The organism is Acetobacter persici (assembly GCF_018256955.1).
GTDB lineage: Bacteria > Pseudomonadota > Alphaproteobacteria > Acetobacterales > Acetobacteraceae > Acetobacter > Acetobacter persici.
Genome location: NZ_JAERKU010000007.1, coordinates 112,760 through 126,413, shown reverse-complemented (window position 1 = coordinate 126,413; position 13,654 = coordinate 112,760). Strand labels below are relative to the sequence as shown.

General features: G+C 58.6%; 13 protein-coding genes. 6 read left to right on the top strand and 7 right to left on the bottom strand.

Features of this window, described 5'->3' with window-relative positions; translation table 11 throughout:
- The first annotated feature begins 33 nt into the window (after positions 1-33).
- Positions 34-600 carry a TetR/AcrR family transcriptional regulator gene (locus tag JK199_RS09900; RefSeq protein ID WP_212375558.1) on the top strand — a complete coding sequence of 189 codons (567 nt, stop codon included), beginning with the start codon at positions 34-36 and terminating at the stop codon, positions 598-600.
- Positions 601-640: 40 nt separating this feature from the next.
- Complete coding sequence (gene shc / locus JK199_RS09895; protein WP_212375556.1) at positions 641-2,722, top strand: squalene--hopene cyclase; 2,082 nt, start codon at positions 641-643, stop codon at positions 2,720-2,722.
- A 96-nt stretch (positions 2,723-2,818) separates the two neighbouring features.
- On the opposite strand, the gene JK199_RS09890 is transcribed toward shc, so the two are convergent.
- The 4 genes from JK199_RS09890 to JK199_RS15975 form a co-directional block, all read right to left on the bottom strand.
- Positions 2,819-3,379 (bottom strand): hypothetical protein, encoded by a 561-nt coding sequence (locus tag JK199_RS09890; protein WP_244985052.1) that lies wholly within the window; start codon positions 3,377-3,379, stop codon positions 2,819-2,821.
- A 43-nt stretch (positions 3,380-3,422) separates the two neighbouring features.
- Entirely contained in the window at positions 3,423-4,700 is a 1,278-nt protein-coding gene (locus tag JK199_RS09885) for an aminopeptidase (RefSeq protein ID WP_212375554.1), read from the bottom strand.
- Between the two features lie 149 nt (positions 4,701-4,849).
- Entirely contained in the window at positions 4,850-5,404 is a 555-nt protein-coding gene (locus JK199_RS09880; protein WP_212375552.1) for a DUF1643 domain-containing protein, read from the bottom strand.
- Between the two features lie 254 nt (positions 5,405-5,658).
- Positions 5,659-5,790: a hypothetical protein gene (locus JK199_RS15975; protein WP_255031206.1), complete on the bottom strand. Its 132-nt coding sequence runs from the start codon at positions 5,788-5,790 to the stop codon at positions 5,659-5,661.
- Between the two features lie 478 nt (positions 5,791-6,268).
- Here JK199_RS15975 and JK199_RS09875 point away from each other — a divergent pair, with 478 nt between their 5' ends.
- Positions 6,269-7,204, top strand: coding sequence for a LysR substrate-binding domain-containing protein (locus tag JK199_RS09875; protein WP_086655926.1), 936 nt, complete (start codon positions 6,269-6,271; stop codon positions 7,202-7,204).
- 145 nt (positions 7,205-7,349) lie between these two features.
- Complete coding sequence (gene gabT / locus JK199_RS09870; RefSeq protein ID WP_212375550.1) at positions 7,350-8,636, top strand: 4-aminobutyrate--2-oxoglutarate transaminase; 1,287 nt, start codon at positions 7,350-7,352, stop codon at positions 8,634-8,636.
- A gap of 130 nt (positions 8,637-8,766) precedes the next feature.
- Here gabT and JK199_RS09865 read toward each other — a convergent pair whose 3' ends face one another.
- Positions 8,767-9,273 (bottom strand): RcnB family protein, encoded by a 507-nt coding sequence (locus JK199_RS09865; RefSeq protein WP_212375548.1) that lies wholly within the window; start codon positions 9,271-9,273, stop codon positions 8,767-8,769.
- Between the two features lie 188 nt (positions 9,274-9,461).
- Here JK199_RS09865 and JK199_RS09860 point away from each other — a divergent pair, with 188 nt between their 5' ends.
- The gene (locus tag JK199_RS09860) at positions 9,462-9,851 is read left to right on the top strand and encodes a hypothetical protein (protein WP_212375546.1); all 390 of its coding nucleotides are present in this window, start codon (positions 9,462-9,464) and stop codon (positions 9,849-9,851) included.
- Positions 9,852-9,901: 50 nt separating this feature from the next.
- On the opposite strand, the gene JK199_RS09855 is transcribed toward JK199_RS09860, so the two are convergent.
- Complete coding sequence (locus JK199_RS09855) at positions 9,902-10,225, bottom strand: hypothetical protein (RefSeq protein ID WP_212375544.1); 324 nt, start codon at positions 10,223-10,225, stop codon at positions 9,902-9,904.
- Positions 10,226-10,507: 282 nt separating this feature from the next.
- Here JK199_RS09855 and JK199_RS09850 point away from each other — a divergent pair, with 282 nt between their 5' ends.
- The gene (locus JK199_RS09850; protein WP_212375542.1) at positions 10,508-11,710 is read left to right on the top strand and encodes a tyrosine-type recombinase/integrase; all 1,203 of its coding nucleotides are present in this window, start codon (positions 10,508-10,510) and stop codon (positions 11,708-11,710) included.
- Between the two features lie 348 nt (positions 11,711-12,058).
- On the opposite strand, the gene JK199_RS09845 is transcribed toward JK199_RS09850, so the two are convergent.
- The gene (locus tag JK199_RS09845) at positions 12,059-13,570 is read right to left on the bottom strand and encodes a metallophosphoesterase family protein (protein ID WP_212375539.1); all 1,512 of its coding nucleotides are present in this window, start codon (positions 13,568-13,570) and stop codon (positions 12,059-12,061) included.
- Positions 13,571-13,654: the final 84 nt, after the last annotated feature.

Genomic DNA, 13,654 nt, shown 5'->3' with positions numbered 1-13,654 from the left:
GACGGAAACAACGGGTCTAGAGATTTCAGGGTTATGGCGCGCCCCAGAACCATCAATCGTGAACGGGTCATGGAATGTGCGGAACAGCTCGTCCAGCGTGATGGTGCGCTTGCCCTGACACTGGACGCCGTTGCGCGCGAAGCGGGTATTACAAAAGGCGGCCTGCAATACTGCTTTGGCAGTAAGGATGACCTGATTACCGCCCTGATTGACCGCTGGATTGCCGCCTTCGACGCAGAAGTGCAGACCCACACCCCGCCAGACGCCACACCGGCCGATAAAGCCCGCGCCTATGTGCAGGTCTGCGCGCAGATGGATGATGCCACCCGCGCGCGCATTGCCGGAACGCTGATCACCCTTCTGCAATCCCCTGATCATCTCAAAAAGATACGGGACTGGTATGCGGGCTGGCTGACCAGCGAAGTCTGTCCTTCCGATGAAGCACGGCAGATGCGCACCATGATTTTTGCCGCAGAAGGTGCTTTTTTTCTAAGAAGTTTTGGTTTTATCACCATGCAGGACGTGGAGTGGCAGGCCGCTTTTGCGGATATCCAGACCCTGATGGTGCCTGCCGGTCCGGCTGAACCGGCAAAAGCGTAAAATCTCCGGACGATGATCTTGGTGCAGAGGTGTTTATAAAATGATGATGCCACTCTTTAAAGGAATGGGAAACAGCCTGACCCATACTGTCTCTTCCGCCTGTGAGTGGTTGATCGGGCAGCAGAAGGCCGATGGCCACTGGGTTGGCCCGGTAGGCTCAAATGCCTCGATGGAAGCGGAATGGTGTCTGGCTCTGTGGTTCCTTGGTCTGGAAGACCACCCGCTGCGCCCACGCCTTGGCAACGCTCTGCTGCAAACGCAGCGGCAGGACGGGTCATGGGGGATTTATCCGGACGCAGGCAATGGGGACATCAATGCAACGGTGGAAGCCTATGCCGCCCTGCGCTCACTGGGATATCCAGAAAACACCCCCGCCCTGTACAAGGCCAGCACATGGATTGCGCAGAAAGGCGGCCTGAAAAATATCCGGGTTTTCACACGCTACTGGCTGGCGCTGATTGGGGAATGGCCGTGGGAGAAAACCCCCAACCTGCCCCCGGAAATTATCTGGTTCCCGAACAAATTTGTTTTCTCCATCTATAATTTTGCCCAGTGGGCACGGGCCACACTGGTCCCGCTAGCCGTGCTCTCAGCCCGCCGCCCCAGCCGCCCGCTGCGCCCGCAGGACCGCCTGAACGCGCTGTTTCCTGAAGGGCGGGGGAATTTTGACTATACGCTCCCCAAAAAGGAAGGCGTGGATCTGTGGTCAGACTTCTTCCGGGCAACGGATAAAGGCCTGCACTGGCTCCAGTCCCGGTTTCTTAAACGCAACACCGTGCGGGAAGCCGCTATCCGCCATATGCTGGAATGGATTATCCGGCATCAGGACGCTGATGGCGGATGGGGCGGGATTCAGCCGCCATGGGTCTACGGCCTGATGGCGCTGCATGGAGAAGGGTTTCAGTTCCATCATCCGGTTATGGCCAAGGGTCTTGATGCGCTGAATGACCCCGGCTGGCGGCACGATAAAGGGGATGCCTCTTTTATTCAGGCAACAAACAGCCCGGTGTGGGACACCATGCTGGCCATTATGGCACTGCATGACGCCAAAGCCGAAGACCGCTTTACCCCGCAAATGGATAAAGCCTTGGGCTGGCTGCTGGACCGGCAGGTGCGGGTTAAAGGCGACTGGTCCATCAAGCTGCCGGACGTGGAACCCGGTGGCTGGGCCTTTGAATATGCCAATGACTTCTATCCGGACACGGACGATACCGCCGTCGCGCTGATCGCCCTTTCCTCCTGCCGCCACCGGCCGGAATGGAAAGAGCGCGGTGTTGAAGAGGCCATTGCCCGCGCCGTACGCTGGCTGGTGGGGATGCAAAGCGCCTGCGGAGGCTGGGGCGCTTTTGATAAAGACAATAACAAGGCCCTTCTTTCCAAAATCCCGTTCTGTGATTTTGGTGAGGCTCTGGACCCCCCCTCTGTGGATGTTACGGCGCATATTCTGGAAGCGTTTGGGATTCTGGGCCTCCCGCGGGATCTGCCCTGCATCCAGCGTGCGCTTGATTACGTCCGGGCAGAGCAGGACCCGCAGGGCCCGTGGTTTGGCCGCTGGGGTGTGAATTACATCTATGGCACCGGGGCCGTTCTGCCCGCACTGGCCGCCATTGGTGAGGATATGACGCAACCCTACATTGCCAGAGCCTGTGACTGGCTCGTGGCCCACCAGCAGGACGATGGCGGATGGGGTGAAAGCTGCGCATCCTATATGGACATTTCTTCCATTGGCCGGGGCAACACCACGGCGTCCCAGACGGCATGGGCGCTGATGGGGCTGATTGCGGCGGCGCGCCCGCAGGATTATCCCTCTATTGAAAAAGGTTGCCGTTATCTGATTGAACGTCAGGAAGCGGACGGAAGCTGGACAGAAGAAGATTATACCGGCACGGGCTTCCCCGGTTACGGGGTGGGCCAGACCATCCGGCTGGATGACCCGGCTTTGTCAAAACGCCTGCAACAGGGCGCAGAACTCTCAAGAGCATTCATGCTCCGGTATGACCTGTACCGGCAATTCTTCCCCATTATGGCGCTCAGTCGCGCAAGCCGCCTGATCACACCGGATGCAGAGGCGGAAAACGCTCTTAGTGCCGCCAGAAAAAATCTGGCAGACGCCAGCGTTTAAAATTCATAAAAAACGGGCAGCATTTTAGAAATGCTGCCCGCCCGAAACATCCTTTCTCAGATCACTTTCTGAGAAAGACCCTAATTCCCTGACCCTTTACTGTGCATCTGGCTGATGCTCTGCACGCAGGACGGCAATCAGATCCTGCAATTGCTGCGGGTTACTTTTCAGGATTGCGACGTTTGCGGCATCAGGTGTCGGGATCGTGCTGCTTGCCTGCCCCGGCGGGACATTCATCAGGCTGCCTGTCAGACCGACACAGGTCAGGCTCATGACAAATTCACGCGGCGTAAAGCCGTTTGTTTTCAAAATCGGTTCCAGACCGGGCACTTTTCCGACCATATCAATCTGCTCTTCCAGTGACATGCCCAGACGCCCCGGCGGCTGAATGTGGGCTGCCTGAATGGATTTCAACGCGGATGTCAGGCGCGGCACAACCGTGGCGACAAGCTTGTAATGCAGGGCCGTGTTCATATCCCGCTGCAGGGTTGTCACCTGCTCCGGGGTCAGATTAGGGCGGGAGGCGCCCTGTGCCTGCGTCGGGGCCTGAGCAGGCGTCTGCGCCGGAGCCGCCGTCTGTGCGCCCGCCGGCTGCGCCATGATGCCGCCTGCCAGCAGAGCCGTCGCCAGAGCGATCTTTTTCATTCCGTTCATCATATAAGATCCTTCTTTACAGCAGAACTGTTTTTCACAAGCCTGATTACGCTGAAATAGTCCATTCACCTTTGCGCATCAGCGGCACCGCAGTTCCGTTTGCGTCAATACCGTCCACATCAATCTCGCCAGAACCGATCATCCAGTCGATATGGATCATGCTGCTATTGGCACCCCGCGCGGCCAGTGCGGCTTCATCCTGCCCAGCCGTATCCAGCATGCATTTGGTATAGGCCTGCCCCAGCGCAATGTGGCTGGCGGCATTTTCATCAAACAGGGTGTTCTGGAACAGGATACCACTCTGCGAGATCGGGGAGGAATGCGGCACAAGGGCAACTTCCCCCAGCCTGCGGGCCCCTTCATCCGTATCCAGCACACGGGACAGGACGTCTTCCCCTTTTGACGCATGCATTTCAACAATTTTGCCGCCTTCAAACCGCACGCGAATCTCATCAATCAGCGTGCCCTGATGCGAGAGCGGCTTGGTGCTGGCCACATAGCCCTCCACCTTCAGGCGATGCGGCGTGGTGAACACTTCCTCCGTGGGGATATTGGGGTTGCAGACAATGCCATTGCCCGCTTTTTCAGACCCGCCAGCCCAGTCATGCCCATCCGCCAGACCAACCGTGAGATCAGTCCCCGGCCCGGTAAAATGCAGGGCCGCATAACGGGCATCATTCAGGAATGCCGCCCGGCGGTGCAAGGTTGCATTATGCGCCGCCCAGTCTGCCACCGGGTCCGCCCCGGTCAGGCGGGAGGCCGCAAAAATCGCGTCCCACAGGCGCAGCACTGCCTGATCTTCCGGCAGATCAGGGAACACCACTTTCGCCCATGCCGGAGTGGCTGTGGCGACGATGTTCCAGTTCACATCAAAATTGGTGATGATTTCCATTGCCGGGCGGTTCACGCGAGAGGCCGCACGGCTGGCGCGGGAAATATGCTCCGGATTCTGCCCGGCCAGCAAAGCGGGGTTGCTGCCGGTAATCGCCAGACGGGCCGCCCCCGCCCGGAAGCCCTCCGCCATGCCACGGGCCATCCAGTCGGCTGCGGTATCAAACGTCTCTTCATGCCCGAAGCGGTAACGCGCCAGAGTCGTTTCCTCATCCGCGTAAAAGGTCGTGACCAGCGCGGCCCCGGCCTTATAGGCATGTTCCGTCACCCGCCGCACCAGCGGCACGGCCTCCAGCGGGGCCGTAATAATCACCTGCTGCCCCGGCGCGACGTTCAGGCCGGTGCGCACCGCCACTTCCCCCAACCGGTCCAGCATGCTGACCAGTTTTGTCTCTTCCGGTGTGGCGTTCTGCGCCTGTGACGAGCCTGTCATTCCAATCCTTCCCATGCAGGAGCGGGGTGCAAACCCCCGTCTGGTTGCGGTCAGGCCGCAGGGACTGCGCTGTGGCCTGACACTGTTCCTGCTGATCGGATACTGAAGGCGGCCATCCGTCAACCATCAGGGCCGCCACGCAACCCTGATCAGGACGCAGGCAACAGGACCGGCCGGAGGGCTGCGGGCAGATAAAGAGGATGGCAGGGGCGGCCATTCACCCCCACTTTCATGGCATACACAGCAATCCCGTGCTGCTGGAGCGTGCGCACAACAGCAGGCCCGCGCTCACGCAGGGCCTTGTGCTGCGGGGAGCCATAGGCGGCTATCACCAGATCCGCCTCCTGCGCCATGCGCAGAAGAGCGGCATCATTCTCCGGCCCGACCGGGTCCGGCGTTTCCAGCAGGCGTGTCTGATCCGTGCAGCGATAGGCAAAGGTGTTACCCACCAGAATACCGCCATAGCCCCATGCCCGTGCATAACGCTGGCATTTGGCGACCGTGCGATCATCCCAGACTTCGGTTGCGACAGACGGATTCATCATCAGCCACATGACGACAGGCCGGGAGGCATCCCACACCCGCTTCAAGCTGTAACGGTAGCACTGGTCCGGGCCGCCGTAGGTGGCTGTGCTGACAACATCATCAGACAGACCCAGCGGACGGGAATTCCCGACATGATGCGCGTTAAAAAGATCCTGCATGGGCAGCCCCGAAATAGTCCCCGACGGTGATGTACAGCACGCCTCCGCAAAAGAGGGTTCACCGGGTTTTAAACAGAAATATCTGTCAGGGAAGATGCAGAAGCAGGAAAACGCTGCTCAGTGCAGCAAGGCCGGGCACGGAGAGGCGGCCCGCCCCGGACTGACGTCATTCCTCAGGAATGACGGTCCGGACACCTGTATTCGCCTTACGTCAGGCGGACACAGGGAAAACAGACTGAAACGCTTGAGAACGCTCAGGCTGTGCGGTCAGAAAACACGGTCGCCAGCATCAGCATGGCAACAACCGGCAGAAAGACGAGCATCGGGGCCATCGGGGCAACCTGCATGGTGGCGGAGATCGCGTCATTAACAACATGAATAAGCATTATTTGTTTTCCTAAGAATTTAGCGTGTGGAGGGCTAAAACCACACCTCCCTCCTCTGACGCAACAGGAAAATAAAAGCCCCCAGATATCGAGAAAACGCATAGTGAAGCAGGGTTTCAGGGAACTGATATCCAAGTAATCATCCTGAAGAATCCCCGTATTTTATCTCAATACCCCGATAATATTTGTAGTATAAAAAACAGGCATCGTGTGACGCGCTGCCGCACTACGCCCTGAGAAAAGATAATTTTTCGGGCATTTGATCAAATTTTAGGCCAAACGGTTTCGTGATAAAAAATTGGTAGTTTTCTGGGATTTTCTGCTGATTTCCCTCAAAAAACTGCTGCCCACGACTCATACGCCACAGTCTTCCGCCAGAAAACCGGGGAGTCGCGCCGCGTATTCTCTCCGGGCTGCCGCCTTGCACACCCGACTTTTTGCGCCCAAGTAGCAAGCTCCCTTCTCTGCTTGCGCCCCCATGGACCCGCGATACCGCATTCCCCCTCTGGCTGCCCTGAACGCCTTTGCCGCCTTTGCCCGCACCGGGGGCATTCGGCGCGCTGCGGCGGAGCTGCGTGTGGACCACGCCGCCATCAGCCGCCATGTGCGGGATCTGGAGCAGTTTCTGGGCACACCGCTGCGGGACCGTTCCACAGGCGCGCTCACACTGGCCGGGCAGACCTATTACACACAGATTCTCCCGCATCTGGATGGTCTGGCTCAGGCGACCGCAAATATCCGCCAGCAAACTCCCAGCCTGACCGTGACGTGCGTACATGGCTTTGCCTATCACTGGCTGCTACCGCGCCTCGCGGCCTTTCGCCGCGCGCATCCTCGGATGGATTTCATGCTCCGCCCGATTGATGCCAATACCGCCTTCCACGCCACCGGCATCGCGGCCGAAACCCACGCCGATATTTGCTATGTGCGGGACACAAATGCCGCCCTCACCCTGCGCGGCCTGTGCAGTGTTGATATTGCACGCCCCCCGGTGTTTCCGGTGATCTCTCCGGAAGGACTGGCGGCGCTGGGCGGTCAGCCGGAAACATTAGCGGACCTGCTGCATGCGCCGTTGCTGCATGAAGAAGATGATTCAGAATGGCAGCTCTGGTTTCAGGCGCAGCATGTGCCTGCCAGAACCATCCCTTGTGCGGGCCGCCTCTGGCAGGCCCATCTGACGCTGGCCGCCGCCCGTGCCGGAGAAGGCATTGCGCTGAGCAACCCCTTCCTGCTGGGGGATGATCTGCTGACAGGCCGGCTGATCCGCATCCAGCCAAAACAAACGCCTGTGCAGACCACCCCGCTTGGTTCCTACGTGCTGCGCACCACAGACCGGGGGTGGGAAAACCACGGGCTGAGCCTGTTCCGGAACTGGCTGCTGGAACAGATTGCCGCGGAAAGACTGGCGGGCTGAGACGCCGCGACAGGTGGTGACAATTTATCACCACACCTGCAAGAAAAAATCGCCTCCCCTCCTGCCTGAAAACCACTTACGAGATTGAAACAATTTCGTCGGGCTGCGCCTCCCCGCAGTCCTCTTTTTTCAGGAGCCAGATGGCATGAGCACAACAAACAAGGATCTTCTGACCCGCCGGGCCAACGCCGTGCCCCGTGGCGTGGCCTCCTCCACCCCCATTTTTGCCGACCGCGCGGAAAATGCAGAACTGTGGGACGTGGAAGGCCGCCGTTATATTGATTTTGGCGGCGGTATTGCTGTGCTCAATGTGGGGCACCGTCACCCCAAGATTATGGCCGCGGTCAAAGCCCAGCTTGAACGCTTTACCCACACAGCGTTTCAGGTCTCGCCGTATGAATCCTATATTGAACTGGCGGAAAAGCTGAACGCACGCGCGCCCTTCTCCGGTCCTGCCAAAACCATTTTCTTCTCCACTGGCGGGGAAGCGACCGAAAACGCTGTTAAAATTGCCCGCGCCGCCACTGGCCGGAACGCCGTCATTGCCTTCTGCGGCGGCTTTCATGGCCGCACCCTGCTGGCCTCCGCCATGACCGGCAAGGTCCTGCCTTACAAAGCCCCTTTCGGCACCCTGCCGGGGCAGGTCTATCATGTGCCGTTCCCGGACAGTGACGTCACGGTGGAAGACAGCCTGAAAATGCTGCACTTCCTGTTTGCGGCGGATATTGCCCCCACGCAGGTTGCCGCCATTATTATTGAGCCTGTGCAGGGTGAAGGCGGCTTCCGCGTGGCTCCGACCGCATTGCTGAAAGAGCTGCGCCGGATTTGTGATGAACACGGCATCAAACTGATTGCTGATGAAGTGCAGAGCGGTTTTGCCCGCACCGGCAAGATGTTCGGTATTGAACATTCCGGCGTTGAGCCTGATTTGGTCTCGGTTGCGAAATCTCTTGGTGGTGGCCTGCCCATTTCCGGCGTGATTGGCCGTGCTGACCTGATGGACTCCGTCCCGCCGGGTGGCCTTGGCGGCACCTATGCCGGTGCGCCTCTGGCCTGCGCCGCAGCCCTTGCCGTGCTGGATGTGATTGAAGAAGACAACCTGCTGGACCGCGCCAACGCGATGGGTGACCGCCTGCGCGCCCGGATTGAAGGCTGGCATAAACGCACGGACCTGCTGCCCGTCAGCATGCCGCGCGGACTGGGGGCCATGATTGCTTTTGATATTCTGGAAAGCCACGGCAGCACAGAACAGCGCGCCGGAGCAGCGGGCAAGCTTTGCACTCTGGCGTGTGAGAAAGGGCTGATCCTGCTGGCCTGTGGTGTGAAGGGAGCAACCATCCGTATCCTCACACCTCTGACCGCCTCTGACGCCCTGCTGGATGAAGGTCTGGATCTGATTGAGCAGATTCTGAGTGAGGCCGCCAAAGCGTAAGGCCCGACAAGCTCAAACATTTACAAAAAAGGGGATGCGCCGGATAAGGCTGCATCCCCTTTTTTACAGAAACGCACTCAAGGCGGGAAAGAGCGATACCTCTGTCTTTCCCGCCTCAAAACTGTATCGATCAATACGGTGTCGCGTAGCCCCCGGCTGCGGGATAGCCCTGCGTTGCAGGATAACCCGGAGCAACGGGCACCAGGGGCGTAACCGGCACAACCGGTGTAACGGCCCCCACCCCTGCATTCACAACGCCTGCAATAATGCCGGTCGCCAGAGCTGTCAGCAGAAACTGGTTGCCGTAGCGCATCCAGGAATATCCGCTCGGCGGCGCCCACAGGCCGGGCTGGCGGCGCCAATCATTCACCATCCAGCGCGGCTCACGCGGGCCGTCATAGCGCTCGCCCCGGGCCCATCGGCGGTTCATGTCATAAGACGGCTGCGGGCCACCCCGGCCGTTGCCCATGTTCGGGCCATGGTTGCCGCGAGGGCCTCCGCCACCGGGGCCGCCCGGACCACCGCCGGGTCCACCATGAGCACCCGGACCACCCTGACCGCGCGGGTCGGCATAGGACTGGGGTGCCGCGAGGGCAAAACACCCGAGAGCCAGAGCAAGCATCACTTTTGTCTTCATCAGAGACCTCATTTTCAACATGACGACTGTTCTGCCGGAGGTGTGGCAAAAATTTGTCCTGCGTTCATTCTTTTCAATTTTGAAATAATGAAAAACACCTCTTCACAAGCCAGAAATCATGATCTTTATGAAACAGGTTTGCAGCCATCCGGTCTGTATAAAACCGCCCTGGTGACAAAGGTTCCGCCATGTCCATACAGCTCCGCACAGGCTTGGCCTTACTGTGTCTGTGGATGGCTGGCTGCGCCTCCCATAAAGACAAAACTGCTGAAACAGCCTGCCAGAATACCATGCCCGCACAGCATGGCCCGTTCCACGGGCATATAGAATTCGGGCAGACCATGCAGAAGGTAATGCCCGCAGCGCTCGGCGCCATTCCCGGTGCAGGCGGCATGGCCGGAATGGGGATGCGGCAGGCCATGAACGGCTTTGGGCCAAACCCACACCGGCCCCCTGCCGACAAAACCGATCAGGAAGACCAGCCAGCCTCAACGCCCCGCTCTTTTCCGTGTCAGCCAGAAAAAGAAACGGTTCCGGACCTGAAAGCAGACGATATTAAAATGGAAGAAGCCCGTTAACCGGGAAAACAGCTGACAGATCCGTTGAGTTCTGCACGCACTTCCCGTTTTTACAAACGCGGCAAGCCCATCCAGTGCGGGCGCTTTGCCTCGACCCACGCCAGCGCTTTATTGGTTACACGCTGTAAAGGCGGCACGTCGTCAGACAGTAGCAAAACGCCGAGTGGCAACATCCAGATGCCAAAAACCGGCAGGATGGCCAGACATCCCCCCAGAATGAAGAAGACACCCGCAGGCATCCGCACCCATCGGGCCTGTGGGCGGCGCAACCAGTGAACAGCCGCCTGAATGCGCGCAGGCAGTTGCCGGACCAGCAGTTCTATCCGCCGTTCACAGTCCTCAAGATCCTGAGCGATTTCATGCTCTGTGAGCATTCCCGCATTCCCTCCTGCAACAACAGACACAGCTTTGCGCCACTCTCCAGAAAGAGCACAGAACCCCATCGCACCGCAAAGAATGGCATCACAGTGATAGATTTTTATGAATGAAATGTGGCGGAGGGGATGTCCGCCAACTTGAAGGCGCGTAAAAACACCTTAGAGTGCATTTCACCCTAAAAAACAATCTATTAGTTCGGATTGACGAGGCACGCCGACGCACATGGACGCGTGAAACTATATGATATAAGGTGGGATCAAAGATGGGACTGAAAATCCATGAGCAAGCTTCCGCCGAACCAGTTGACCGTGCGCAGGATCGCCAGCCTGAAAGATGGCGTTCACGGCGATGGCGGAAACCTGTGGATCACGATCCGGGGCGAGACACGCGCCTGGACGTTTCGCTTCAAGAGCCCCCTGACCGGCAAGCGCCGGGAAATGGGATTGGGACCGGCACGTGATGTGTCGCTCTCCGAAGCGCGCGGCAAGGCAACCAATGCCAGGCGTCTGCTGCTGGAGGGAGTCGATCCTCTGGAGGAGCAGACCAAAAGAAAGCGCAGAATCGTCAGAGAGCGAACCTTCGAGGAAGTTGCCGAGCATTACATCACGGAGCAGACACCCGCCTGGAAAGACCCGCGTTCCGCGCCGATGTGGCGCAGTTCTCTCGGTCGACATGTTTATCCCCTTATGGGGAGCCGCCCGATCGGCCAAGTCCAGACAGAAGACGTGCTGTCCGTGCTGCGCCCCATTTGGGAAACTACCACTGAAACAGCCAGCCGTATTCGTGGGCGGATCGAGCGCATTCTTGACTACGCTCACAGCCATCATTGGCGTGAAGGCGACAACCCGGCCCGATGGCGCGGTCATCTGGCCAATATTCTCCCGAAACCCACGGCAGTGGCCAAGGTCGTGCATCATGCGGCCATTCCCTACCGTGATCTTCCGGCGGTGTTTGCACGACTTGGTCGACAGGATGGCTCCGCCGCTCTTGCCGCCCGCTTCCTCTGTTTGACGGCTGCGCGTTCTGGCGAGGTACGTCATGCCCTGTGGTCTGAAATCGATTTCGAGAAGCAGATCTGGGTGGTTCCGGCCGAGCGTATGAAAGCAAAGCGCGAGCATCGCGTGCCCTTGACGGTCAGTGCCGTTAGTGTGCTCCGGCGGATGGAGGTATTGACATCACCCGCTTCAGCCGAGGGTCTGATTTTCCTTGGTGGAAAAATTGGATCGCCGCTCAGCGATGTTGCCGTCTCCAAAGCACTCCATCGTGCAGCCGGCACGAAGGATGTGACCATTCATGGACTGCGATCCAGCTTCCGCGACTGGGCGGCGGAGGAGACGGACTTTCCACGGGAGGTGGCGGAAATGGCGCTGGCTCATGCCATTGGAGATAAGGTCGAAGCTGCTTACAGGCGGGGCGATCTGTTCAGCAAGAGGCAAGAGATGATGAGGCAGTGGGAGACGTTCTGCCTGGGGCATGGATAGAGAGAGCGAATACCGCTTTGGGGGGGGATGCGGAATGTCGGTTATCGGCAAGCGATAGCCGAAAGCGGCCGTAGCCTGCGCCCATGTTCATGACAGCTACCGACCAATATACACCATTCCGATGCGTAGCCGGGAATGTCGGCTTACACCGACATCTGCTATTCTAAGCCCATGGAATCTGCCGGTCGGAGCCGCCGACCGGCAGATTCCATTTCGTGGAGGGGGTGTATGGTGAACTGTTAGCGCCGCGTGCTGTTCGAAGCTGCCCTAAGACGTTAGCTCAGCAGTCCGACGCCTCCGATGGCAATTTCACGCCGAGCACGAAAGTTGTTGGATGAAATCCGACAATCAAGCCACCTTTATCGCGATATTCTGTAGATCGAAGCCGCTGCCGTCCCCCGCGACATCATGGAAGAACGACACGCTACATTCGCCCGATTGCGGATTAAGCGTGATGATGTCGTAACACATCGGTTTGCCCTCCGCGCCAGTTGACGAGCCGCACCCGACGATCGTCATCTGCTGGCCACCGCGCGTGATCGAGGCGAGGTGTGGGACATGCTTATGACCGTGCAGCACAAGACTAATGCCGCGACGCTCGCACCAGGTGAGGAACGCTTTGGCATCCTTGAACTCTATCAGCCGATCGCCTAATCCGAAGGGGGCCAACAGCTTCTCGTAGAAGGCCGTTGGCTGCCCAGAATAGTTTACCGGATGATGGTGGACAAGCGCGACCTTGAGATAGCCATTGAGTTCGGGCCGTTTGCTCAGCAAGGCATCAAACTTTACCGCGCGATCTAGGCGCTGGCGCTGATTGACCGAGCCCTGCGCGGCATCACCGTCCTCGCTCGAATTGAATGAAAAGAAGACCGTTTGCAGATCGTCGTCGATCTCGAGCGGTGACCAGCCCAGATCGATTACTTGGTCCGCTTGGCGACCAAGCGGTCCCCAAGCATTGCCCTTGATGCGGACGTCGTGATTGCCCGGAATGACGAGTAGACTCTTTGTTGTCAGGCGTTCGACATCGAGCCGTAGCTCGTCGAATGAAGTCCGGTATTCCTCCTTCGGCGTATCAAAGAGATCACCCGTGACCACGACGCGATCAATGCCGGGGAGCACGCCTGCCAGATGCTGTTTCAGCCACGAGCGACGCTGTGTTGCTTCTGGCCGTCCAATATGGAGGTCGCTCAGATGCAGGATCCGTTTGCTCTGCTGCCGTTGAGCTACTCGTCGGATTGCATCGTCTACCTGTCGGCGACCATGACGCAGAGCGGTCACGATTGCGTCGCGATAAAAGGTGCGTGCATCTTTGAGCGGCAGCGCACAGGCACCTCCAAAGGGTGTCCAAAACAGGACCCAAGGCGGGGCAACCGGATGGTCGGCAAGTTCACGCAGCGCGGGGAAGGGATCGACGAACTGCGCCACACCGTTTTGGGGCAGTTCGTCGGGCAGCAGGATCAGTCCAGATTTCTGCGATCCGATCGCCGCTTCGACGAAGAATGAAAAACTCTCCCGATCCTGGTCCCCCCGTCCCTGCGGGAGAACTAGCGCAAAGAAATCATATCCCGTGAAATAGGGACGCAGCGGATCCAACAACGCTCGAACTTCAAATGGTTCGACAGGGCTTCGGTCGCCGAAATTGAACTGTGCACGTCTCAGACAAGTCTCAGCGATGTTCCGAACTTGATCGGTCCAGTCGTCTGACGTGCCTTGGGTCGAACTGATAAGATTCTGGCCATACGCAAGGGACATCAGGAAAGTGCCCAACGTCTCGCGGTCCACTCTCGGCGCCTTGGCTTGCCCTTCAGTCGTGCAATACCCAATGAGATTAGTATGCTTTACAGCGAATTTTGCGCCCATGTTTTCCCCTTTGCAATAGCAATATATCGTCCTTGAGCCGCTGCGGCTAGTCTTGGCACCCATATCACTTTACCAATGCGAGAA